Annotated in this window: 20 protein-coding genes, 1 tRNA gene and 2 pseudogenes; 17 read left to right on the top strand and 6 right to left on the bottom strand. The window is 67.8% G+C overall.

What is annotated here, in order from left to right; genetic code table 11:
* Positions 1-22 precede the first annotated feature (22 nt).
* Together ACLJK8_RS04900 and ACLJK8_RS04895 are read right to left on the bottom strand one after the other, a co-directional pair.
* Entirely contained in the window at positions 23-1,312 is a 1,290-nt protein-coding gene (locus ACLJK8_RS04900; protein WP_413148983.1) for an O-acetylhomoserine aminocarboxypropyltransferase/cysteine synthase family protein, read from the bottom strand.
* Positions 1,313-1,470: 158 nt separating this feature from the next.
* A complete protein-coding gene (locus ACLJK8_RS04895) occupies positions 1,471-2,292 on the bottom strand; it encodes a TIGR00730 family Rossman fold protein (RefSeq protein ID WP_413148982.1) in 822 nt (273 codons plus the stop codon).
* 120 nt (positions 2,293-2,412) lie between these two features.
* Between ACLJK8_RS04895 and dapD the strand changes: the two genes are divergently transcribed.
* A complete protein-coding gene (gene dapD, locus ACLJK8_RS04890) occupies positions 2,413-3,267 on the top strand; it encodes a 2,3,4,5-tetrahydropyridine-2,6-dicarboxylate N-succinyltransferase (RefSeq protein ID WP_413149097.1) in 855 nt (284 codons plus the stop codon).
* A 69-nt stretch (positions 3,268-3,336) separates the two neighbouring features.
* Complete coding sequence (locus ACLJK8_RS04885) at positions 3,337-3,687, top strand: hypothetical protein (RefSeq protein WP_413148981.1); 351 nt, start codon at positions 3,337-3,339, stop codon at positions 3,685-3,687.
* A 27-nt stretch (positions 3,688-3,714) separates the two neighbouring features.
* Here ACLJK8_RS04885 and ACLJK8_RS04880 read toward each other — a convergent pair whose 3' ends face one another.
* Positions 3,715-4,242, bottom strand: coding sequence for an NUDIX hydrolase (locus tag ACLJK8_RS04880; protein WP_413148980.1), 528 nt, complete (start codon positions 4,240-4,242; stop codon positions 3,715-3,717).
* A gap of 192 nt (positions 4,243-4,434) precedes the next feature.
* Here ACLJK8_RS04880 and ACLJK8_RS04875 point away from each other — a divergent pair, with 192 nt between their 5' ends.
* The 10 genes from ACLJK8_RS04875 (at position 4,435) to ACLJK8_RS04830 (ending at position 16,369) form a co-directional block, all read left to right on the top strand.
* On the top strand, positions 4,435-5,784 hold the full coding sequence (locus ACLJK8_RS04875) for a glutamine synthetase family protein (RefSeq protein WP_413148979.1): 1,350 nt from the start codon (positions 4,435-4,437) through the stop codon (positions 5,782-5,784).
* Positions 5,785-5,866: 82 nt separating this feature from the next.
* The gene (locus ACLJK8_RS04870; protein WP_413148978.1) at positions 5,867-8,317 is read left to right on the top strand and encodes an FAD-dependent oxidoreductase; all 2,451 of its coding nucleotides are present in this window, start codon (positions 5,867-5,869) and stop codon (positions 8,315-8,317) included.
* Positions 8,318-8,349: 32 nt separating this feature from the next.
* Positions 8,350-9,441 carry a polyamine ABC transporter substrate-binding protein gene (locus ACLJK8_RS04865; protein ID WP_413148977.1) on the top strand — a complete coding sequence of 364 codons (1,092 nt, stop codon included), beginning with the start codon at positions 8,350-8,352 and terminating at the stop codon, positions 9,439-9,441.
* A gap of 187 nt (positions 9,442-9,628) precedes the next feature.
* Entirely contained in the window at positions 9,629-10,768 is a 1,140-nt protein-coding gene (locus ACLJK8_RS04860; RefSeq protein ID WP_413148976.1) for an ABC transporter ATP-binding protein, read from the top strand.
* Positions 10,765-11,700, top strand: a complete 936-nt coding sequence (locus ACLJK8_RS04855; protein ID WP_413148975.1) for an ABC transporter permease subunit — start codon at positions 10,765-10,767, stop codon at positions 11,698-11,700. Before ACLJK8_RS04860 ends, ACLJK8_RS04855 begins: the two co-directional genes overlap by 4 nt.
* Before the next feature lies 1 nt (position 11,701).
* Positions 11,702-12,505 (top strand): ABC transporter permease subunit, encoded by an 804-nt coding sequence (locus ACLJK8_RS04850; protein WP_413148974.1) that lies wholly within the window; start codon positions 11,702-11,704, stop codon positions 12,503-12,505.
* Positions 12,498-13,466 carry an agmatinase gene (speB, locus tag ACLJK8_RS04845; RefSeq protein ID WP_413148973.1) on the top strand — a complete coding sequence of 323 codons (969 nt, stop codon included), beginning with the start codon at positions 12,498-12,500 and terminating at the stop codon, positions 13,464-13,466. The genes ACLJK8_RS04850 and speB overlap by 8 nt, the downstream gene beginning before the upstream one ends.
* A gap of 8 nt (positions 13,467-13,474) precedes the next feature.
* On the top strand, positions 13,475-14,848 hold the full coding sequence (locus ACLJK8_RS04840; RefSeq protein ID WP_413148972.1) for a glutamine synthetase family protein: 1,374 nt from the start codon (positions 13,475-13,477) through the stop codon (positions 14,846-14,848).
* A gap of 31 nt (positions 14,849-14,879) precedes the next feature.
* On the top strand, positions 14,880-16,181 hold the full coding sequence (locus tag ACLJK8_RS04835) for an NAD(P)/FAD-dependent oxidoreductase (protein ID WP_413148971.1): 1,302 nt from the start codon (positions 14,880-14,882) through the stop codon (positions 16,179-16,181).
* Positions 16,182-16,292: 111 nt separating this feature from the next.
* Positions 16,293-16,369, top strand: a tRNA-Met gene (locus ACLJK8_RS04830).
* A 380-nt stretch (positions 16,370-16,749) separates the two neighbouring features.
* Here the strand turns inward: ACLJK8_RS04830 and ACLJK8_RS04825 are convergent.
* The 3 genes and pseudogenes from ACLJK8_RS04825 to ACLJK8_RS04815 all read right to left on the bottom strand — a co-directional run.
* Positions 16,750-17,086 (bottom strand): annotated as a pseudogene (locus ACLJK8_RS04825) (transposase); the annotation flags it as partial.
* 52 nt (positions 17,087-17,138) lie between these two features.
* Positions 17,139-17,495 (bottom strand): annotated as a pseudogene (locus tag ACLJK8_RS04820) (transposase); the annotation flags it as partial.
* Positions 17,496-17,822: 327 nt separating this feature from the next.
* On the bottom strand, positions 17,823-18,497 hold the full coding sequence (locus ACLJK8_RS04815; RefSeq protein WP_413148970.1) for a TetR/AcrR family transcriptional regulator: 675 nt from the start codon (positions 18,495-18,497) through the stop codon (positions 17,823-17,825).
* A gap of 295 nt (positions 18,498-18,792) precedes the next feature.
* Between ACLJK8_RS04815 and ACLJK8_RS04810 the strand changes: the two genes are divergently transcribed.
* The 5 genes from ACLJK8_RS04810 (at position 18,793) to ACLJK8_RS04790 (ending at position 23,400) form a co-directional block, all read left to right on the top strand.
* A complete protein-coding gene (locus ACLJK8_RS04810; RefSeq protein ID WP_413148969.1) occupies positions 18,793-20,412 on the top strand; it encodes a bifunctional 3-(3-hydroxy-phenyl)propionate/3-hydroxycinnamic acid hydroxylase in 1,620 nt (539 codons plus the stop codon).
* Between the two features lie 11 nt (positions 20,413-20,423).
* Positions 20,424-21,503: a maleylacetate reductase gene (locus ACLJK8_RS04805; RefSeq protein ID WP_413148968.1), complete on the top strand. Its 1,080-nt coding sequence runs from the start codon at positions 20,424-20,426 to the stop codon at positions 21,501-21,503.
* A gap of 47 nt (positions 21,504-21,550) precedes the next feature.
* Positions 21,551-22,435, top strand: coding sequence for an intradiol ring-cleavage dioxygenase (locus tag ACLJK8_RS04800; protein WP_413148967.1), 885 nt, complete (start codon positions 21,551-21,553; stop codon positions 22,433-22,435).
* A complete protein-coding gene (locus tag ACLJK8_RS04795) occupies positions 22,348-22,887 on the top strand; it encodes an MBL fold metallo-hydrolase (protein WP_413148966.1) in 540 nt (179 codons plus the stop codon). Before ACLJK8_RS04800 ends, ACLJK8_RS04795 begins: the two co-directional genes overlap by 88 nt.
* A gap of 90 nt (positions 22,888-22,977) precedes the next feature.
* Complete coding sequence (locus tag ACLJK8_RS04790; RefSeq protein ID WP_413148965.1) at positions 22,978-23,400, top strand: hypothetical protein; 423 nt, start codon at positions 22,978-22,980, stop codon at positions 23,398-23,400.
* Positions 23,401-23,695 lie beyond the last annotated feature (295 nt).

The raw sequence follows: 23,695 nt of genomic DNA, 5'->3' as shown, positions 1-23,695 counted from the left end.
CGCGCCCCCGGCTCCCGTCGCCTCAGCGCGTCGCGGCGGCCAGCGCCTGGTCGAGATCGCCGATGAGGTCCGCCGCGTCCTCGATCCCGATCGAGAGCCGCACCACGTCCGGACCCGCGCCCGCCGCCTCCTGCTGCTCGGGCGTCAGCTGGCGGTGGGTGGTGGAAGCGGAGTGGATGATGAGCGACCGCGTGTCACCGAGATTGGCGACATGGCTGAAGAGTTTCACGCTGTCGACGAGCCTCACGCAGGCGTCATAGCCGCCCTTGACCGCGAAGGTGAAGATCGCCCCCGCCCCCTTGGGGTAGAGCCGTTGCACCCGGTCGTGCCAGGGCGAGGAGGGGAGCCCCGCGTAGCTCACCGACGAGACGCGCGGATCGGCTTCGAGCCAGCTTGCGACCTTGACCGCGTTCTCGACGTGCCGCGCCATCCTGAGCGACAGCGTCTCGATTCCGAGGAGCGTCAGGAAGGCGTTCTGCGGCGATTGCGTCATGCCGAGATCGCGCAGGCCGATGGCGATGCCGTGGAAGGTATAGGCCATCGCGCCGAAGGTCTCCTGAAAGCGCAGCCCGTGATAGGCCGGCTCCGGCGCGGTCAGGCTCGGGAACTTGTCCGAGGCGCTCCAGTCGAAATTGCCCGAGTCGACGACGAGCCCGCCCATGGCCGTGCCATTGCCCGAGAGATATTTCGTCGTGGAATGGACGACGATATCCGCGCCCATCTCGATCGGGCGGCAGAGCCAGGGCGTGGCCGAGGTATTGTCGACGATGAGCGGCACGCCGAGCCGCTTCGCGACCTCGGCGACCGCCGGAATGTCCGTGACATAGCCGCCGGGGTTCGAGACGCTTTCGCAGAAGATCGCGCGGGTGTCGTCGCAGGCCGCCTCCTCGATCGCGGCGAGGTCGTCGAAATCGACGAAACGCGCGTCCCAGCCGAAGCGCTTCATGCTCTGCGAGAACTGCGTCACCGTGCCGCCGTAGAGCCGGGTCGAGGCGATGATGTCCTTGCCGGGCGACATCAGCGGGAAGAGCGCGAGGATCTGCGCCGCGTGGCCGGAGGAACAGGCGACCCCGCCGACCCCGCCTTCGAGCGCGGCGACGCGCTCCTGCAGCACCGAGACCGTGGGGTTGGTCAGGCGCGAGTAGATGTAGCCCACCTCTTCGAGGTTGAAGAGCTTCGCCGCGTGATCCGCGTCGCGAAAGACATAGGCGGTCGTCTGGTAGATCGGCGTCTGGCGCGCGCCGGTCGCGGGATCGGGTTTGGACCCGGCATGGATCTGCAGGGTGTCGAAGCCAGGCGTCGGTTCGGTCATGATCGTCCTCCGGATGCCGGTCCGCGCCGGCCTTGGCGCGAGGCTAGGCCGGGCCGGGGGAGGGGCGCAAGCCGGGGCTCACGAAAGCGCGAGCCCCGCGGCGACATGGAACGCTCACCGGGACGATCACAGGGACGCCGGCGAAGACCGCGCGACCGTCACTCCGGCTCGCCGGGCCAGTCGCGCATCGCCGCCATCGCCTCCTCCGCCGTCTCGACGAAGCGGAAGAGGTTCAGATCCTCGGGCGAGATCGTGCCCGACTCGGCCAGCGCGTCCCAGTCCACGATCCGCCGCCAGAACTCCTCGCCGAAGAGCAGGATCGGCAGTGGCGCCATCCGCTGGGTCTGCACGAGGGTCAGCGTCTCGAAAAGCTCGTCGAGCGTGCCGAAGCCGCCGGGGAAGACCGCGACGGCCCGCGCCCGCATCAGGAAGGTCATCTTCCGGATGCCGAAATAATGGAAGTTGAAGTTCAGGTCCGGCGTGCCGTAGAGGTTCGGCGCCTGTTCGTGCGGCAGCACGATGTTGAGGCTGATCGAGCAGCCGCCGGCCTCCGCCGCGCCGCGGTTCGCCGCCTCCATCACCCCCGGACCGCCGCCGCCGCAGATCACGTTCTCGGTGCAGCCGCTGTCGAGCGAGGCGAGTGTCACGAGACGCGCGAACTCCCGGGCCACCTCGTAGTAATGCGCCAGTCCGGCGAGACCCGGCGCGCGGGCATCGCCGGGCCGCTCCGGAATGCGCGCGCCGCCGAAGACGACGACGGTCGAGACGATTCCCCGGTCCTGCATCTCAAGCTCGGGCTTCAGCAGTTCGAGTTGCAGCCGGACGGGACGCAGTTCCTCCCGCTTCAGGAAATCGGGATCGAGGAAGGCGAGCCGATAGCTCGGCGAGAGCGTCTGCGGCGTGTCGCGCTGCCGCTCTACCTGCGCCTGATCCGCCGCGGCGTCCGGGAAGCGGTGCTGGGTTCCGCTCAGTTTGGCCATGGAATTCCTGCCTCGTTGGCGAATGGTCGTGGGCGAGTTCGGCGAGATTGCCACCCCGATGTTACGCAATTATAGCTTGCCGCCGAAGCCTGCCAGCCGGAACTGGAAAGACGGATGACCATGACCGACCTTGACACCGCGACGCTTGAGACCGCGATCGAATCCGCCTGGGAAGCGCGCGACACCATCACGCCCCAGACAGGCGGCGAGACGCGCGCGGCGATCGAAACCGTGCTCGAAGGGCTCGACAAGGGCCGCATCCGTGTCGCGGAGAAGGGCGGCGACGGCGTCTGGCAGGTGAACCAGTGGGCGAAGAAGGCGGTGCTGCTCGGCTTCCGTCTTCAGGACATGGCCCAGCAGTCGGGCGGACCGCAGGGCGGCGGCTGGTGGGACAAGGTCGATTCGAAGTTCCTCGGCTGGACCGAGCATGACTGGCGCGCCGCCGCCTTCCGGGCCGTGCCGAGCGCCGTCGTGCGCCGCTCGGCCTATATCGCGCCGGGCGTGGTGCTGATGCCTTCCTTCGTGAACCTCGGCGCCTATGTGGACGAGGGCACGATGGTCGATACCTGGGCCACGGTCGGCTCCTGCGCGCAGATCGGCAAGAACGTCCATCTCTCGGGCGGCGTCGGCATTGGCGGCGTGCTGGAGCCGATGCAGGCGGGGCCGACGATCATCGAGGACAACTGCTTCATCGGCGCGCGCTCGGAAGTGGTCGAGGGCTGTATCGTGCGCGAAGGCTCGGTGCTCGGCATGGGCGTCTTCATCGGCAAGTCGACCAAGATCGTGGACCGCGCGTCCGGCGACATCTTCTATGGCGAGGTACCGCCCTATTCGGTGGTGGTCGCGGGGAGCCTGCCCGGCAAGCCCTTCCCGGATGGCAGCCCCGGCCCGAGCCTCTACTGCGCCGTGATCGTCAAGCGGGTGGATGAGCGGACGCGTTCGAAGACCAGCATCAACGAGTTGCTCCGGGACTGACCGGGGCGATTGATCGGGCTGACTGACCGGGTGACGGGGCGGGCGCCGCGGCCGGGGACGAGGGGAACGATGGCCGAGGAGACAAAGCCGAAACGCGAGCAGCGCGTCTACACGCTCCTCGTCCAGGTCGGACGCAAGCCGGGCGACGGGCTGCCCGAGGGCTCGGGCGGCGCGGGCATCCTCTGCTATGCTTCCGGCGTCGACGAGGAGGAGGCGGTGCGGGAGACCGTGGCGCTCCTCAAGGCCGCCGATATGGCGCCGCTCGACGTGACCGGTTACGGGACGCTGGAAGACCGTCTCGAAGGCGGACACGAGGTGCCGGAGGAGGAGCGCGGGCTGATGGCGCGGGCGCTGGCCGAGAACGCGGTGATCGTCGCGGAGATCACGCCCTTTCCCGCCGAGGGCGGCGCGAAGGACTGATCCCGACGCCGCTCACGGCACTCCCGATCATCCGGAGATGTCGCCGGTGAGATAGACGAGCGGCGGTGGGGCTTCCGCGCCCTTGTCAGGGTCGAACTCGCGCAGGATGCGGGCGAGTTCCGGTTCGCGAACCTTGCCCGCCGCCTTGCGGGGGCGGAACCATTTCACCCGACGCTGCCCCGTTTCCGGATATTTCTTCAGCCGCTCGCGGGTTTCGAGCGGGTAGACGCGGACGACGCAGGGAAAGCTCTGCTCGCCGCGAATCCGCTTGGGGTAGGTGTAGAAGCCCACGCTGCGCTCGGAAATCTCGCCACGCAGGCCCGCTTCCTCATAGGCCTCGCGCGCGGCGGCGCTCGCCTCCGTGCGATTGCGCATCGGCCAGCCCTTGGGGATCACCCAGCGGCCGGTGTCGCGGCTGGTGATGAGCAGGATCCGCAGGCCCCTGGCCGTGCGCCGATAGCAGAGCGCGCCGACCTGGAGGGTCGGCGGATGCTTGCTCCGGGACCGGGCGACCATGACACGGCGGCTTGGCTTGAACTCTTGCGTTTTCGGCATCGGCGGGTGGTTGCTCGCAAGCGGCGGCGGGTAACGGGGCAGGTCTAGTGTAATCGGAGCTTAAGTAAACCCCCGGGGGCGGGGCCCGACCTGCGCGAAGGCGCCGCGCGCGCGTCGAAGCTCCGGGGTTGGAACCGCGCGCGGTCCGATGTTAACTCGGCGATCAAGCCGTAGCAGCAGCCGGAGAGGAAATTGGACCCGAACAATGCCCTGGAATGGCTGGAGCGCCGGCCGGAGATCACCAGCCTGCGCGCGGCGGTCTGCGACCTGAACGGAATTCTGCGCGGCAAGCGGGTTCCGGTCGCGCAGACCCGCAAGGTGCTCGAAGGCCAGATGCGCATGCCCTATTCCATCGCCTGCCTCGACATCTGGGGCGAGGACTGGGCGGGCAATCCGCTCGTCTACCAGATGGGCGATCTCGACGGGCTCTGCGTTCCGACCGGACGGGGCTTCCTGCCGATGAACTGGCTCGGGAGCCCGACCGCGCTCCTGCCGCTCTGGATGCTCTGCGAGGACGGGACGCCCTTCCTCGGTGATCCGAGGCGCGCGCTGGCCGCGGTCTACGAGCGGTTCGCGGCGCTGGGGCTGACGCCGGTGGTGGCGATGGAACTGGAGTTCTATCTCGTCGATACGACGGGGGAGGTGCCCTCGCCGCCGAGATCGCCGGTCACGCACAAACTGCTCGACGGCGACGGCGCGCTCTGCATCGACGACCTCGACCATTTCGAGGCCTTCTTCACCGATGTCTACGCCGCCTGCGACGCGCATGGCATCCCGGTGGACAGCGCGATCTCCGAGAACGGCGGCGGGCAGTTCGAGATCAACCTCCTCCATGTCCCCGACCCCCTGAAGGCGGCGGATGACGCGCTCTACTTCAAGCGTTTCGTGAAGGGGATCGCGCGCAAGTACGGCCTCGCGGCGAGCTTCATGGCCAAGCCGTTCCTCGACCGGGCGGGCAACGGGTTCCACGTGCATTTCAGCCTGCTCGACCGCGACGGGCGCAATGTCTTCGACGATGGCGGAAGCGAGGGATCGGAGCTCATGCGGCACGCGGTGGGCGGGCTTCTCGCCACGATGCGCGGGTCGAGCCTCATCTTCGCGCCGCATCTCAATTCCTACCGGCGGCTGCAGCCGAACGCGCATTCGCCCTCGGAGGTCTGCTGGGGCTACGAGACACGCTCCGCCGCCGTGCGTATCCCTGGCGGCCCGGGCGCCGCGCGGCGGATCGAGCATCGCGTGGCCGGCGCCGATGCCAATCCCTATCTGGTGCTGGCGGCGATCCTCGGGGGTGCGCTCGAAGGCATGGAGCGGCGCATCGCACCGCCCGATCCGCTGGTGAGCACCGAGGACGAAACCTCCGGCGCGACGCTTCCCGCCGACTGGAAGCTCGCAATCGAAGCCTTCGAACGCTCGAAGAGCAACAGCAGGATCTTCGCCCCGATCCTGCGCGAACAGTTCGCGGGCATGAAGCGGCAGGAGCTGCAGGTCTTCAGCCAGCAGATCAGCCCGTTCGAGCACGAGAGCTATCTGGAGACGGTCTGATGGCGGATGAGCCGCCCAAGCGGCCGCCCAAGGCGCCGGTGATCCCCGCGCGCGGGGCCGGGCGAACCGCGCGGCGGCCGCGATGACCCGGCACATCCATCTGCACGTCGGCCTCCCGAAGACCGCGACCACCGCGATCCAGCGCGGCTTCGCGCGCAACCACGCGGCAATCGAGGCGCTCGGCGTGCTCTATCCGACGCGCGGGCAGCCGCGCCAGCCGGTGACGCTCTACGGTCATCACAATCTCGCCTATGAATTGCACGCGCCCGGACAGTTCGACGCCCGCCGGGGCGGGTGGGTCGATGTCCGGGACGAGATCGAGGCGAGCGCCGCGCCGCGCGTCCTGATCTCCTCGGAGGCCTTCCGCGAATCCCTGGCGCCGGTCGTCGTCGCGAAGCTGCGCAAGCTCTTCCCGGAGGCGCGGAGGACGGTGGTGATCTACGCCCGGCCGCAGTGGGAATATGTCGAATCCGCCTATAACCAGTTCGCCCGTTTCGGCCGCGCCGATCAGCCGATCGCCGAGTTCTGGGAGACGATCGCGCGGCGGCGGACCGAGTACCGGCGCATCGTCGAGGCGTGGCAGGCCCGGTTCGGCGAAGAATGCGTGCGCTGCCTTCCCTTCGACGGCGGCGTGAAGCGGCTCGGCGCGGTCGAGCATTTCGCCCAGAAGGTCTTCGGGTTCGAGCCGGGCGCCGTGACCAACTTCGAGGAGGCGCGGCTCGCGGCGTTGGGCGACGGCGCCGCCGCGCCCGCGCTCGTCAATCCGAAGGCGGGCGTCCGGGCGATCGGCGCGGTGCGCTACGCGCGCGATTTCCTCCGCGACTCGACCGGGAATCCGGAGGCGGCGCTGCCCGCGGCGACGGCGAACCGCATCCTGCGCGAGTTGCGCGAAGCCGGGGACGATACCAGCCGGAGCTTCATGGTCGCGGATCTCGGGCGGCGGATCTTCGAAGAAGCGGCGGCGACGAACCGCTGGCTCGCGGAGCGGTTCCCCGGTTTCGACACGCCGGATTTCCTCGAGGAGCCGGACTGGACGCGGCTCCGCCCGGTCGGCGACCTGCCCGAGCCCGGCGCCGCGGACAAGGCGCTCTGCCGTCGTCTCGTGCGCAAGGCGCTCGGCCAGCCCGGCTGGAAAGGCCGATCCGGCGCGAAGAAGCACGTCGCGGCGAAGGCGGATGTGCCCGCCGCGCCGAAAACCGGGGCGGAAGCCGAGGCCATCCCGGCGAAAACCCCAGCTGGAGAAGACCGGATGGCCATGACCGACTACCCGCCCAGCTATTACGCGGCGAGCGCCAATCCCGCCCCTGAGCGGCGCGCTTTCCGGGGCGAGGCGGCGCCCGGGGTCTGTATCGTCGGCGCGGGATTCACCGGCCTCTCCGCCGGGATCGATCTGGCGGCGAAGGGTCACGAGGTGATGATCCTCGAAGCCGAACGGGTCGGCTGGGGTGCCTCGGGTCGCAACGGCGGCCAGATCGTCAACGGGCTGAACGCCGGGCTCGACACGATCGAACGCCGCTATGGCGCCGGAACGGCGGGTTTCGTCGCCTCGCTGGTGCAGGAGGGTGGCGAGATCATCCGCGAGCGGATCGCGAAATATGCGATCGATTGCGACCTGCGCGACGGCAATCTCTTCGCGGCGCTGACGCCGAGGCACATGGCCGAACTGGAGGCGAAACAGGCGCTCTGGCGCCGCCACGGGCTCGACAATTTCGAGATGCTGGACGCGACCGAGATCCGCCGCCATGTCGCCACCGATTTCTACGCGGGCGGCATGCTCGACCCGACCGGCGGCCACATGCATCCGCTCAATCTCGCGCTCGGCGAGGCGGCGGCCTTCGAGCGCGAGGGCGGCGTCATCCATGAGCGGAGCCGCGTCGAGCGGATCGAGGCGGTGGAGGGCAGGCCGGTGCTCCACCTCGCGGGCGGCGTGGTCCGGCCGAAGCTGCTGCTCCTCGCAGGCAACGCCTATCTCGGGCCGGTCGTGCCGGACCTCGACACGCGGGTCATGCCGTTCTCGACGCAGATCATCGCCACGGAACCGCTGGGAGAACGCGGCCCGGCGCTGCTCCCGACCGGGGTCTGCGTCGAGGATATCCGCTACATTCTCGACTACTACCGGCTGAGCGCGGACGGGCGGCTGCTCTTCGGCGGCGGCACCGTCTATGGCGGCACCGACCCCGCCGACATCAGGGCGAAGATCCAGCCCAATCTCGCGAAGGTCTTCCCCGATCTCGCCGGTGCGCGGATCGACTACGCCTGGTCGGGGAACTGCGCGATCTCCTTCAGCCGGGTGCCGCAGATGGGCCGGCTCGGGGCCAGCACCTATTTCGCCGCCGGCTACAGCGGCCACGGCGTCGTGGGCAGCCACCTCTTCGGCCGGATCATCGCGAGCGCGATCGACGGCGACGCCGGGCGCTTCGACACATTCGCCGCCGTGCCCTGGGTTCCCTTCCCGGGCGGACAACGTTTCCGAGTTCCCTATTCCATGCTCGGCTCATGGTGGTACGGTCTGCGCGATCGCCTCGGCGTCTGAATGTCCACTTTCCGCTGCTACAAGGATCTCCGATGCTCCGCAGTCTCAGCCTAGCTAGCCTTCTCCTCGCCGCGGCCGCCGTCCCGGCGCTGGCGCAGGAGAATGTCGTCCATGTCTACAACTGGTCGGACTATATCGCCGAGGATACCGTCGCGAAATTCGAAGCGGCGACGGGGATGAAGGTGGTCTACGACGTCTACGATTCGAACGAGACGCTGGAGGCGAAGTTGCTGGCCGGCCGTTCCGGTTACGATGTCGTGGTGCCGACGAGCCAGTTCCTGCAGCGGCAGATCGCCGCGGGCGTGTATCAGCCGCTCGACAAGTCGAAGCTGCCGAACCTCGCGAACATGGACCCCGAGCTCATGAAGCAGGCGGCGGCCTATGACCCCGAGAACGCGCATGGCGTCATCTACATGTGGGGCACCAACGGCATCGGCTACAATGCCGGAAAAGTCGCCGAGCGGCTGGGCGAGGATGCGCCGACGGACAGCTGGTCGCTGATCTTCGATCCGCAGTACGCGGAGAAGCTCGCCGATTGCGGCATCTCGCTGCTCGACTCCCCCTCCGAGGTCATCCCGAGCGTGCTCGCCTATCTCGGCCTCGATCCCCTGAGCAAGGAGACCGCGGATCTCGAGAAGGCCGCCGAGACGCTCCAGGCGATCCGGCCCTTCGTCCGCTATTTCCATTCCTCGCAGTACATATCCGACCTCGCGAACGGCGAGACCTGTCTCGCGCTCGGCTTCTCGGGTGATGTCTTCATCGCCGCCGCGCGGGCGGAGGAGGCGGGCAACGGCAACGAGATCGCCTATTCGGTGCCGAAGGAAGGCGCGCAGCAGTGGTTCGACATGATGGCGATCCCGGCCGACGCGCCCAATCCCGAAGGCGCGCTCGCCTGGATCAACTTCATCATGGACCCGCAGGTCACCGCCGACATCACCAACTATGTCTGGTACGCGAATGCCAATACCGCCGCGATGCCGCTGGTGGACGCGGAGGTCCGGGACGATCCGGCGATCTTCCCGACGCCGGACGTACTTGCGAAGCTGTTCCCGACCGAGGTCTATGACGCGCGGACCGACCGGGTGATCACCCGGCTCTGGACCACGGTGAAGACCGGCCAGTAAGTCGATCGCACACGGGCTTTTCTTCGCGATACGGGAGCCGGGTCCCGCGGGATCCGGCCTTCGCATGGCGAAACCCGGTTCTCCCCGGTCCCGCGGCGGCGCGACGCTTTACAGCCTCGGCGCGTCCCGCCTAAGCTCGGGCGAACCGGCGCGGAGGAGGGTCGCGCCGCTCGCACGCGGAGCTTGCATGAACAGCCCTGTTCTCCCTGTCACGTCAAAACCCTGGATCAGCGGCGCCGAGCCGCCCTTCGTGCGAATATCGAAGGTCACCAAGCGGTTCGGGGATTTCTACGCCGTCGATGACGTGAGCCTCGACATCTACAAGGGCGAGCTCTTCTGCCTGCTCGGCGGATCGGGGTGCGGGAAATCGACGCTGCTCCGGATGCTCGCGGGGTTCGAGACGCCGACCGAGGGGCGGATCGAGATCGACGGGCAGGACATGGCCGGCAAGGCGCCCTACGAGCGCCCGACCAACATGATGTTCCAGTCCTACGCGCTGTTCCCGCACATGACGGTGGAGAAGAATGTCGCCTATGGCCTGTTCCGCGACGGGGTGAGGAAGGCGGAGGCGATGGAGAAGGTCGCCGAGATGCTGAAGCTCGTGCAGCTCACGCCCTTCGCCGGCCGCAAGCCGCATCAGCTCTCGGGCGGCCAGCGGCAGCGGGTGGCGCTCGCGCGGAGCCTCGTGAAACGGCCGAAGCTCCTGCTCCTCGACGAGCCGCTCGGCGCGCTCGACAAGAAACTGCGCGAGGAGACGCAGTTCGAGCTCATCAAGATCCAGGAGACGCTCGGCGTCACCTTCATCGTCGTCACCCACGACCAGGAGGAGGCGATGACGCTGGCGAGCCGGATCGGCGTCATGAACGCGGGTCAGATCGTGCAGGTTGGCGAACCGCCCGAGATCTACGAACATCCCGATTCACGTTTCGTCGCCGATTTCATCGGTTCGGTGAACATGTTCGAGGGGCGGGTGAGCGAGGACGAGGTGGATTATGTCCGCCTCGATGTCCCCGAGCTCCAGGGCCCGGTCCATGTCGGGCACGGCGTCTCCTGCACGATCGACCAGAAGCTCTGGTACGCGATCCGCCCCGAGAAGATCCGGCTGACGCGGGAACGGCCCGAGGGGGTCCGCAATGCCTTTCCCGTCTATGTCGAGGAGGTCGCCTATATGGGTAATCTCTCGATCTATCGCCTGAAGCTCGCGAGCGGGAAATACGTCCATGCGACGCGCGCGAACCTGTCGCGCCACGAGGAGGACACGATCACCTGGCACGAGGATGTCTGGGCGTCCTGGGCGGACAACGCCGGCGTGGTGCTGACGCGATGAGCGATGTGATCGAGCGCATTCCGCCGCTGCGCTGGACCGCCGCGCTGCTCCGGCGGCTCGGCCTCGGCGGGCGCGGGCTCGTCGTCGCGGTGCCGATGCTCTGGCTTCTCGTCTTCTTCCTGATCCCGTTCCTCGTCGTTGCCAAGCTCTCCGTCAGCGAGCCGGCGATCGCGATGCCGCCCTATCTGCCGATCTGGGAATGGATCGAGAGCCAGCTCGTCGTCACGCTGAGTTTCGGGAACTACGCCTATCTCTTCGACGATCCGCTCTACATCACCGCCTATTTCTTCTCGATCCGGCTCGCCTTCATCTCGGCGGTGATCGCGCTCCTGATCGGCTATCCGATCGCCTATTACATCGCGCGCCAGCCCGAGGGCCCGCGGTCGATCCTGCTCATGCTGGTGATCCTGCCGTTTTGGACCTCGTTCCTCCTGCGCGTCTACGCGTGGCAGGGGTTCCTGCGCTCGAACGGGGTCATCAACAATTTCCTGATCTGGACCGGGATCATCGATCAGCCGCTGGTGCTCCTGCAGACGAATTTCGCCGTCTATCTCGGTGTCGTCTATACGTATCTGCCGTTCATGATCCTGCCGCTCTACGCCAATCTCGTGAAGCTCGACGAGGCGCTGCTGGAGGCCTCGGCCGATCTCGGCGCCCGGCCGCTGACGACCTTCCTGCATGTGACGCTGCCGCTCTCGATGCCGGGGATCATCGCGGGCTTCATGCTGGTCTTCGTGCCGGCGATCGGCGAATTCGTGATCCCGGAACTGCTGGGCGGGCCGGATACGCTGATGATCGGGCGCGTGCTCTGGAACGAATTCTTCTCGAACCGCGACTGGCCGACGGCGAGCGCGGTGGCGATCGCGATGCTGGTCGCCCTCGTGGTCCCGATCATGATCCTGCGCTCGGCGCAGCAGCGGACGGAGGACTGAGATGCGCAAGGGCATCCTGCTGCCGGCCATCGTGATCCTCGGCTTCGCCTTCCTTTACGCGCCGATCCTCTCGCTCGTCATCTTCAGCTTCAACGAGAGCAAGCTCGTCACCGTCTGGGGCGGATTCTCGACCAAGTGGTACGGCGAACTGTTCCGCGATCCGCAGATCCTCTCCGCTGCCTGGATCAGTCTCAAGGTCGCGATGTCCTCGGCGACGCTGGCGACCATTCTCGGCACGCTCGCGGCCTTCGTGCTGACGCGCTTCGGGCCGTTCCGGGGTAGGGCGATCCTGACCGGCATGTCGACCGCGCCGCTCGTCATGCCCGAGGTCATCACCGGGCTCTCGCTGCTCCTGCTCTTCGTCTCGATGGAGCAGCTGATCGGCTGGCCGGCGGGGCGGGGCATGACGACGATCATCATCGCGCATACGACCTTCTGCATGGCCTATGTCACCGTCGTGGCGCAAAGCCGGCTGGCGAGCCTCGACGAGAGCCTCGAGGAAGCGGCGATGGACCTCGGCGCGAGACCGGCGCGGGTGTTCTTCGACATCACGATCCCCGTCATCGCCCCCGCGCTCGTCGCCGGCTGGCTGCTGGCCTTCACGCTCTCGCTCGACGATCTCGTGGTGGCGAGCTTCGTCACCGGCCCCGGCGCCTCGACCCTGCCGATGGTGATCTTCTCCAAGGTCCGCCTCGGGGTCAGCCCCGACATCAACGCGCTCGCGACGATCATCATCGCCATCGTCGCGATCGGCGTCGGTATCGCCACCTGGCAGATGCGGCGCGGGACGAAGCGGGATGGCTGAGAAGGGCGATCAGGCGTTCCGGGCGCGCGACAACCGGGCGCGCTGGGCGGAGATGACCTATGGCGGCGCGCTCTCCTTCCTGCGCCGGCGGTATACGCGCGATCTCGACGGCGTGGACGTGGCGGTCTGGGGCGTGCCTTATGACGCCTCCGTCACCTACCGGCCCGGCTGCCGCCTCGGCCCCCGCGCGATCCGCGCGGCCTCGGTGCAACTCGCGGAACTCAGGGCCTTCCCCTTCGGCTTCGACCCTTTCGAGACGCTCGCGGTCATCGACCACGGCGACGCCTTCATCGATCCGCACCATCCCGAGACCGTCGCGCCCGATATCGAGGCGCAGGCGGCGGCTATCCTCGCGACGGGGACGAAGCTGCTGACGCTCGGTGGCGATCACTTCATCGCCTGGCCGCTTCTGCGCGCGCATGCCGCGGTCCACGGACCACTCGCGCTCGTGCAGGTCGACGCGCATGGCGACCTCTGGCCCGACGATCCGGGCCGGATCGACCACGGCACGATGATGGGCCGGGCGATCCGCGAGGGCATCGTCGATCCGGCGCGCTCGACGCAGGTCGGCATCCGCACCTTCCACGAGTCCGACGAAGGACTCCAGATCCTGAGCGCGCCCTGGGTCCATCGCGAGGGGATCGGCGCCGCGATCGCCGCCGTCCGGGAGCGGGCGGGCGGTGCGCCGGTCTATCTCTCCTTCGACATCGACGGGCTCGACCCGGCCTTCGCGCCGGGTACCGGAACGCCGGTTCCGGGCGGGCTCGCGAGCTGGCAGGCGCTCGAATTCGTCCGCGGCCTCGCCGGGCTCAACCTCGTCGGCATGGACCTCGTCGAGGTCTCGCCGCCCTTCGACCACGCCGAGATCACCGCGCTCGCCGCGGCGCATCTCGCCCATGACTGGCTGTGCCTGCTCGCGGAGGCGGCCGGCGCCGCGCGCGTGCCGGTCGGCAAACTCTGAGGACCCACATGCCCCCGCCTTCCCCCGCCGAATTCAACGCGAGGCTGCCGGAGACCTTCCGCGAATGGCTCGCCGGACGCCGCATCGAGGAGGTGGAATGCATCGTCCCCGACATCGCCGGCATGTCGCGCGGCAAGGCGATGCCGGCGGCGAAATTCGTCCGCGAGGACCGGATGTTCCTGCCGACCTCGATCTTCCATCAGACGATCTCGGGCGATTACGTCGACATGCACGACGTGATGCAATGGACCGAGAGCGACATGGTGCTGAAGCCCGACTACGCGACCGCCACGGCCGCGCCCTGGGCCGACGACATCACGCTGCAGGTCATCCACAACGTCGAGGATCTGAGCGGCAAGGCCGTCCCGGTCTCGCCCCGCAATGTGCTCAAGCGCGTCGTCGGGCTCTACGAGGCGCGCGGCTGGCGGCCGGTGGTAGCGCCGGAGATGGAGTTCTACCTGATCAAGCCGAACCTCAATCCGAACGAGCCGATCGAACCGCCGGTGGGCCGGACCGGCCGGCAGATGGTCTCGCGCCAGGCCTATTCGATGTCGGCGGTCGACGAATACGGCAAGGTCATCGACGACATCTACGAATTCGCCGAGGCGCAGGGGTTCGAGATCGACACGATCATCCAGGAAGGCGGCGCCGGCCAGGTGGAGATCAACCTGCTGCACGGCGATCCGGTGAAACTCGCCGATCAGGTGTTCTTCTTCAAGCGCACGATCCGCGAGGCCGCGCTCCGCAACAACTGCTTCGCGACCTTCATGGCCAAGCCGATGCAGGACGAGCCGGGCTCGGCGATGCATATCCATCAGTCGGTGGTCGACATAGCCACGGGCCGCAACATCTTCACCGGCGAGAACGGCGGGCCGACCGATGCCTTCCACGGCTTCGTCGCCGGGCTGCAGCGCTACGTGCCGATCGTGCTCGCCGTCTTCGCGCCCTATGTGAACAGCTACCGCCGCTTCGTTCCCGGCGGCGCCGCGCCGATCAACCTCGAATGGGGGCCGGACAACCGCACCACGGGCATCCGCGTGCCGATCAGCCATCCCGACGCCCGTCGGGTCGAGAACCGTGTCGTCGGCATGGACTGCAACCCCTATCTCGCGCTCGCGGCCTCGCTCGCCTGCGGCTATCTCGGGATCACTCAAGCCATGAAGCCGCGCGAGGCGGTGGCGGGAGAGGCCTATCACCGGCCCCGCGCGCTCGGCCGCGACCTGCTCGCCGCGCTCGATCATTTCGACGAGGCGCCGGAGATGACGCAAGTGCTGGGGCATGAGTTCTGCGCGCTCTATCAGGCGATCAAGCGCGACGAGGTCGAGACCTTCCTCCGCGTGATCAGCCCCTGGGAGCGGGATCATCTGCTGCTGAACGTCTGAGCCCGCCCTTGTCCCCTCTCAAGCTTCGGCCATGTCCCGCCTCGACCTCCTGACCGCGAACGACGCGCCCGGCGCCTATCCGGCGAGCTGGTACGCCGAGACCGCGATCGGCATCCGCGAAAGACCCGCGCTTCGGGGCGCGGAGGTGGCGGATGTCTGCGTGATCGGCGGCGGCTATACCGGGCTCTCGGCGGCGCTGCATCTCGCCGAACGGGGGTATCGCGTGGTGCTGCTCGAAGCGCAGCGGCTTGGCTGGGGCGCCTCGGGACGAAACGGGGGTCAGGTCGGGTCCGGACAGCGGCGCGACCAGGACTGGCTGGAGGCGAACGTGGGCCGCGACAAGGCGCGGCTGCTCTGGGATCTCGCCGAGGAGGCGAAGGCGACGGTCCGCGACCTGATCTCGCGCCATGCGATCGACTGCGACTATCGCCCCGGCATCGTCCACGCCGTTCACCGGGCAGGCGACGTGGCGACGGCGCACGCGGAGGTGGAGAAGCTCGCGCGCGACTACGGCTACGCGGACTGCGAGCCGCTCGACCGCGCCGGTATCGCGGCGGCGCTCGGCACCGAGGTCTATCACGGTGGCGCGCTCGACCGGGGAGCGGCGCATCTCCATCCGCTGAACTACGCCCTCGGCCTCGCCCGCGCGGCCGAGGCGGCGGGCGCCGGACTCCGCGAGTGGAGCCGCGTGGTCGCGGTCGAGCGGGGCAGGGTCCGGACAGCGGAGGGCGAGGTCCGGGCGGAGCATGTGCTCGTCTGCTGCAACGGCTATCTCGGTGATCTCATGCCCGAAATCGCGGCGCGAGCCATGCCGATCAACAATTTTCTCATCGCGACCGAACCCCTTGGCGCGGCGCGCGGCGCGCAGCTCATCCCCGAAGGCATGGCGGCGGCGGATTCGCGTTTCGTCGTGAACTACTGGCGGCTCAGCGCCGACGGGCGGATGCTCTTCGGCGGCGGCGAGAGCTACGGCTACCGCTTCCCCCGCGACATCTCCGGGCTCGTTCGGCCCCGGATGCTGAGCATCTATCCCGACCTGGCGGACCTGCGGATCACCCACGCCTGGGGCGGCACGCTCGCGATCACCATGAGCCGGATGCCGTCATTCCAGCGCCTCGGCCCCGGCCTCCTTTCCGCCGCCGGCTACTCCGGCCACGGCGTCGCCATCGCGACCCTCGCGGGCAAGCTCCTCGCCGAGGCGGTGGCGGGCAGCGCCGAACGCTTCGACCTCTTCGCCGGCCTGCCGTCGCCGCCATTCCCCGGCGGCCCCGCGCTCCGCTGGCCACTCCTCGTGCTCGCGATGAGCTGGTACGGCCTCCGCGACCGGCTCTGACCCCCCGAACGGCCGGCGGTTTCCCCGTCCGAGTCGGGCCCGAAAGTCTCCAGCTTTTGACGTTGCGCCGGCTTGACGCGGCCCAAGCCCCCCTATAGGAAGCGCGCCAGTGGCGGAGTAGCTCAGCCGGTTAGAGCAGCGGAATCATAATCCGCGTGTCGGGGGTTCAAGTCCCTCCTCCGCTACCAGATTTTTCTCGCAATTTCAGGCGCTTGTGACGAGTCCACTCGGCAGATAGCGCTTCCTCATGTTGCATCACCATCAGGTCAAAATCCACGCAACTCCGATCTGCGACCGATTGTGCCGGTAGATTCCCGCCCGCTCCGTGCGACATGGACGCGACATATCCCACCTTCGGTCCGATCGCCCATTTGGAGAGATCGATCGATTTCTGCGCGCTCTGGTTGCAAGCTGTCGGAAGCCAGCGGTAATTGTCATTGACGCGTCCACCTGGCGCGATCTGCTCGCCGCAGCGCTCCCGAAAAGGAACGCTGAATGCTGACCTCGACCACGATTTCCCGGCGTCGGTCGGAGATCCGCCAGTCGCTCGCCGAGCTGGCGGGCAAGCCTGGTCGGTGGCGGCAAGGAGGAATTCGTCTCGGGCACCGTTCGGTCCTCGCAAGCCCAGGCGATCGAGCTTCAGGATCCGCTTCAACTGCGCGAACAGCATCTCGACCTTCTTTCTTGCACATAGCGAGACGACGAAAGGCGTCGGTCTTGGCGATCGATCGCGCCAGGTCCCGTGCGCCCTCGTCGATCGAGCGCATGATCGCTCGGCCGGGTTCCTTCGGCGTGCAGTGCGGCTTCAGCGGGCAAGCATCGCAGTGGGTCTTGCTCGCGCGGTAGCGCATCATGGCGCCCTCGCCGACGCCGCTGAGTTTGGTGCGAAACGGTTGTAAATAGTGGTGGAGCCCCCTTGCTCTCCGGACAGCGATAGGCGTCCTTGCGAAGATCGCAGACGAAGTCGTCGCGGCTCAGGGCGTCGCCGCCGCGGCGCGCTTTGCCGATCACCGGGATGTGGGGCTCGATGCCCTGCTCGTGGACGAGCCGGGCCAGTGTCTCGGCCGAGCCGTAGGCGGTGTCGGCGACCAGGCGCTCGGGGTAGAGGCCGAAGCGGTCGAGGGTGAGCGCGATCATGTCGCGCGCGGCCCTGTTCTTGGCTTGCCGGATCGGCGCGGTCGCCTCGACGTCGACGATCACGGCGTTCGCGAGGTCGACGAGGTAGTTGGCAGAATAGAGGAAGTGTGCCTCGCCGCGATCCGCGGCGGACCAGCGCGCGGCGGGATCGACCGACGAGACGTAGTTCGGCTGCACCGGCGTCGCCGGGCTCCAGCGGCTCCGGATATTCCGTGGCGGCGCGGCTGGCCTGCTCCTCCCGCGACCAGCGCTCGGGCTCGATCCAGTCCTCGCGGTTGGCGTCCGCGCTGATCAGCGAGGCGTCGAGCGACGGTCGCCGCATCATCGCGTCGCTCCACCCGTCCCGAGACAAGTGAATCGGTGCAAAGAACCGGCCATCGAAATCGTCCGAGCCGTCATGCAGGCCGCCGAAGCGCATCTGATGCAGAGGGCGATAGTGGACATCGCGTGGATCTGGCAGCGCGGTGGAGAGCACACATTGAACTTGAGGTATTGCTCGGCCCTTCAGTTCGCGGCTTTGTCCACCGCTTCACGACGTGAGGCCGTCGCAATCCGCGGACGGGGTCGTCCCGCGAGCTCTCGCGCACCTTCGACGCCCATGCCGGTCATGCAGAGGAGGATGACGACGGTCTCGTCGAGGGTGTCCGACGGCAGCGTGCCGGTTGTCACGGCGAGGCTGACGCCGATGATGGCATGGGTCGCGAGACGCCAGACCAGCGCCGGGTCGTCGAGGCGGAAGCGGCCGGCGTCGATGGCGAGGCGGAGGTCGCGGGTCGCGAAGGGGCCCATGACACGAAAGATCGTATCGGCGATCACTTCCGAGCGGTTGAGGAGCTGGCGCCAGCGCTCGTCGCTGGTGGCGGTCTCTAGTACGGCGCGCAGACCGAACGCATAGACCTCGGCGGGGTCGTCGAAACCCTTCGTCGCCTGTTTGATGCGCAGCGCGAGGTCGTGCATCAGCGTCTCGAGAACGGCGATGGCGAGGTCGTCCTTCGACTTGAAGTAGTTGTAGACCGTGCCTGCCCCGACATCGGCGCGCTCGGCGATCTCGAGCATGGTGGCGCCGTCGACGCCCTTCTCGGTCATCACCACCTGCGCCGCGCGGATCAGCGCTTCGCGATTGCGGCGCTGGCGGCGGGCCACGCGGCCTTCGCGTTGCTCCGGATCGGTGCTGTCCATCGGGCATCTCCTCCGGGTCGAGTTCTAGCCGGTCCCGACGACGCTCGCAAACGAATCATGTTCAGCTTCGAACAATGGAGTGCATGGCACGCCCGCGTTCCGATACGCGCTTCAATCTGACCGCCAACCTATTGGCATCTGGCGCAAAATCCATGATATGACAGATCGTCATATCAGCCATGTATCCTAAATTGACGAACATTCATTTTTGACGTATGGTCACTTCATTGGCCGGCGACCCTGAGGCGACGGCGCGAGAACTGGGCCAAGGCAGCCCCGATCCGGGAGGACCAAGATGACCGAAGCGACGCATATTCATGCCGAGTCGACACATTACGACGCGGATGTCGCCATCGTCGGCGGCGGACCCGTCGGCACGATGCTGGCGATCCTGCTCGGAAGGCAGGGCAGGAAGGTGACGCTGATCGAGCGCTGGAAGGAGGCCTATGACCGGCCCCGCGCGGTGACCTACGACCACGAGATCGCGCGCATTCTCGCGACGCTCGGCATCGACTCGGAGAACGATCCGGCGATCAACTACCACGACGAGCTCTACTACTGGCGCGATGCCCAGGGCGAGAACCTGCAGATCGTCGACTGGCAGAGCACCTCGGCCTCGGGCTGGCGCGTGCGTTACTGGTTCAACCAGCCCGACCTCGAGCGCCGTCTGACGAAGATCACCGACGACCTGCCGAGTGTCAGCCACATCCGCGGCTGGGCGGCGGTCAATCTCGCCGAGGACGCGGATGGCGTGACGCTCTGGCTGCGTCCGAACGCCAGGGAAGGTAACGGTCCGCGGGTGCGCGTGCGGGCGAAATACGTGGTGGGCGCCGATGGCGCGAACAGCTTCGTGCGCGAGGCCCTGGGAATTGAGAATGTCGACAAAGGCTATTTCTTCGACTGGCTGATCCTCGACATGATCCCGCATGGCGAATACGTGACCGAGCCCTCGCAGTGGCAGCTCTGCGACCCGAAGCGACCGACCACGATCGTGCCGGGCGGTCCGGGACGGCGGCGCTGGGAATACATGGTGCTGCCGGGCGAGTCGGCGCAGGAGATCGCCAGCGAGGAAAGCGCCTGGCGACTTCTCGCTCCCTGGGGGCTGACGCGCGAGAACGCGACGCTGGAGCGGAGCGCCGTCTATCGCTTCCAGGCCCGCTGGGCGAAGACCTGGAACAAGGGCCGCTGCGCCATCGCCGGGGACGCCGCCCATCTGATGCCGCCCTTCGCCGGCGAGGGGATGTGCGCCGGCCTCCGCGACGCGGTAGCACTCGGCTGGCGGCTGAACGGCATCCTCGAGGGGCGCTTCGGCGGCGAGATTCTCGACAGCTACACCAGCGAGCGGCTGGCGCATGCCAAGCACTACATCGACTTCAGCCAGGAGCTCGGCAAGATCATCTGCATCTCCGATCCGGAGGAGGCGGCGAAACGCGATGCGCGGATGAAGGCCGACCTCGCGGCGCGCGGCAACACGCCGGTCCCGACCGATGTCTGCCATCTCGGCGCCGGGGTCTGGTGCGACGAGACCGCCCATGCCGGCGAGTTGTCGGTGCAGGGCGTGGTCGAGGCGAACGGAAAACGCGACCGGTTTGACCAAGCGGTCGGCCAGGGCTGGATGTTGATCGGCCTCGACGTCGATCCGGCCGAGGCGCTCACCGCCGACCAGCGCGCGGTGCTAGCAGCGCTCGGGGGCCGGACGGTCAGAATCGGCGCGCCGGGCACCGATTGCGACGCGGTGGATGTCGAGAGAACCTATGCCCGCTGGCTCGACGCGATCGACGCGCGCTACGTTCTGCTGCGCCCCGATTTCTACGTCGCGGCTACGGCCCGCACGCCGGAGGCGCTGCGCCATCGCTTCGACGAGGTCGTTGCCCGGCTGCATATGGCCGGCGAACCCGCGGCCGCGGCCGCGTGAGGAGGATTCCAATGCTCGATACCGCCCGGACCGCCCGCCCCGGCTTCACCCATGTCACCAACCCCGCCCGGATCGTCTTCGGGCCGGGCACCCTCTCCCGGGTCGCGGAGGAAGTCGCCGGTCAGGGCGGAACCCGCGCCCTCGTCCTCTCGACGCCGCACCAGAAGGCGGATGCCGAGGCGCTCGCCGCCGCGCTCGGCGAACTCGCGGCGGGTGTCTTCGCCGAAGCCGCGATGCACACGCCGGTCGAGGTGACGGTGAAGGCGATGGCGGCCTTTACTGCGACTGGCGCCGACTGCGTCGTGGCCTTCGGCGGCGGCTCGACGATCGGGCTCGGCAAGGCCATCGCGTATCGCAACGGTGCGCCGCAGATCGTCGTCGCCACCACCTACGCCGGTTCAGAGGTGACGCCGATCCTCGGCCAGACCGAGGACGGGGTGAAGACCACGGTCCGCGACGCCTCGATCCTGCCGGAGGTGGTGATCTACGACCCCGACCTGACGCTTGGCCTGCCGGTGCCGATGAGCGTGACCAGCGGGTTCAACGCCATCGCGCACGCCGTCGAAGGTCTCTACGCACAGGACCGCAACCCGGTCGCCTCGCTGATGGCGCTCGAAGGCATCCGCGCACTCAAGGAGGCGCTGCCGCGAATCGTCGCCGGCCCCCGTGACCCCGAGGCCCGTGGCGGTGCGCTATACGGCTCCTGGCTCTGTGGCACGGTGCTCGGTACCGTCGGCATGGCGCTGCACCACAAGCTCTGCCACACACTCGGCGGCAGCTTCGACCTGCCGCACGCAGAAACGCACACGATCATCCTGCCGCATTCGGCCGCCTATAATGCCGGGGCCGCCGCCGACGCCCTCGCCCCGGCCGCGGCGCTTTTTGGCGGTGACCTCGGCGGCGGGCTCTGGGATCTGGCGGGAGAACTCGGGGCGCCGCGCGCGCTGAAGGATTTCGGCCTGAAGGAGGCCGACCTCGATCGCGCCGCCGACCTGGCGGTCAAGAACCCGTACTGGAATCCGCGTCCCGTCGAGCGGGACGCGATCCGCGCGCTGCTGCGCCGCGCCTGGGCTGGCCAGCGACCGGAATAGCCATCATCAGGCGCCGCCGACCAACGGAGCGCGAGAGGAGGAAAACCATGCATGCCTATTTCACCGAGGAAGGTTCCGTCGAGGCCGTCAACGCCCGTATGGGCCAAAATGTCAGCCCGCGTCTCGCTACTGTCATGGCGAGCCTCGTCAAGCACCTGCACGCCTTCGCCAAGGAGGTCGAACTCACCCAAGCCGAGTGGGACTACGGCATCGACTTCCTGACCCGCACCGGTCAGATCTGCTCGGGCGAGCGGCAGGAATTCATCCTGCTCTCCGACACGCTCGGGCTTTCGATGCTGGTCGATGCGATCAACAACCGCCGCCCGACCGGCGCCACCGAGAACACCGTATTCGGCCCGTTTCACGTCGAGGACGCGCCGATCCGCGAACATGGCGCGACGATCTCGCTCGACGGCAAGGGCGAGAGCTGCCTCTTCGAGGGCCGGGTCACCGACCTCGACGGCCAGCCGATCGAGGGCGCCACAGTCGATGTCTGGTCGGACAACGCCGACGGCTTCTACGACGTGCAGCAGCCTGGCATCCAGCCGAAGTGGAACAACCGCGGCCGCTTCGTCACCGGGCCGGACGGCAGGTACAGCTTCGTCGGCATCAAGCCGGTCAGCTATCCGATCCCCGACGACGGCCCGGTCGGCCAGATGCTCGGCCACCTCGGCCGGCACCCGTACCGTCCGGCGCACATGCACTATCTCGTCACCGCGCCGGGCTTTCAGAAGATCGTCACCCACACCTTCGTCGGCGAGGACCCCTACCTCGAATCCGACACCGTCTTCGGCGTGAAGCAGACCCTCGTCGCCCCCTTCGAGCACATCAGCGGCGCGACCGAATGGCGCTCCCCCTTCGACTTCGTGATGGTTCCGGACGCCACCGAGGACCATCGGCTGGCCGACAGTATCGAGCACGCGGCAAGCTGAGGCTCGCCGCCGATCCCCGACAAGAAACCAAGGAGGAACCCCGCACGCCTTCCAGAGTCCTGCGCGCGATCGCGTTTTCGGCGGCGCTCGCCGCGTCGTTCTACTCCGCGCTTCCCGCCTCCGCCGCGGAGAGCGATTTCCGGGTGACCCTACTCGGCACCGGAAGTCCGATCCCGATTCCGAACCGCTTCAGCCAGTCGATGCTGGTGCGGACCGGCGGCTACAACCTGCTTTTCGACTTCGGGCGGGGCGCTTCGATGCGCCTTTCCCAGCTCGGGGTGCCGATCGGATCGATCGACGCGAGCTTCCTCACGCACATGTACTCCGACCACCTCAACGGCCTCACCGACCTCTGGGGCCGGCTGGCTCCCGACCGCGTTCGGAGGGCGGGAGGCGCCCATGGTGATCTACGGCCTGAAGGGCACGGTCGCGATGACTGCGAGCCTGACTGAAGCCTTCGCCGACGACATCCGCATCCGGATCGCCGACGAACTGCCGCCCCGGAGGGAATTGCCTTAGATGCCCACGATATCGAGCAGGGGGTGGTCTGGGAAAAGGACGGGGTGACGGTCTCCGCGTTCGAAGTCGATCACGGCGATCTCATCAAGCCGTCGTTCGGGTACAGGATCGAGTACGCAGGCCGGAGCGTGCTCATCTCCGGCGATACGAAATATAACGAGCGCATCATCGACCAGGCGCGCGGGCGCCGACCTCCTGATCCTCCGCCCACCACACCACGCCGGAGGAGGCGGGAAGGATCTTCTCGGAAACGACGCCAAAGCTCGCTGTCTATTCGCATATCGTCGAGTCCCTGCCTTAGGAAGGGGCTCGGCGACGACATCGACGCGGACGCGCTCATCGCGGCGACCCGCGCAACCTACGGCGGGCCGCTCGTCGTCGGAACCGACCTTATGTCCTTCTCTCTCGGAGAGAGCGTCGCGATCGAGGATCTCTCGGGCAGTTGACGCGTCGACCCGATGGCGCCCCGTCGATCTTGGGCGGGGCCCGAGGGTCACTGACCCCGCGCCATCCGCGTCGCGAGCACGCGGCTCGCCGCCGCGGATGCCCGACAGGTCTCGCAGACCGACGGAGACCGGACCGCGCGTTTCGCCCCGCCGGCTTGGTCCTTTTGATGAGGAGAAAGTCTGCTCTGCCCCCTGAGAACTGGGCCGTCCATTCCTGGAAAATTCGGGTACGGTTTGTCTGGCCGGGATAGGAGGCGATGGCATGAAGGCATCGAAGTTCACGGACGCTCAGAAG

Origin of the sequence: Amaricoccus sp. W119 (assembly GCF_047275745.1) — a bacterium.
In the GTDB taxonomy this organism is placed as follows: domain Bacteria; phylum Pseudomonadota; class Alphaproteobacteria; order Rhodobacterales; family Rhodobacteraceae; genus Amaricoccus.
This window is presented reverse-complemented; position numbering and strand designations above follow the sequence as displayed.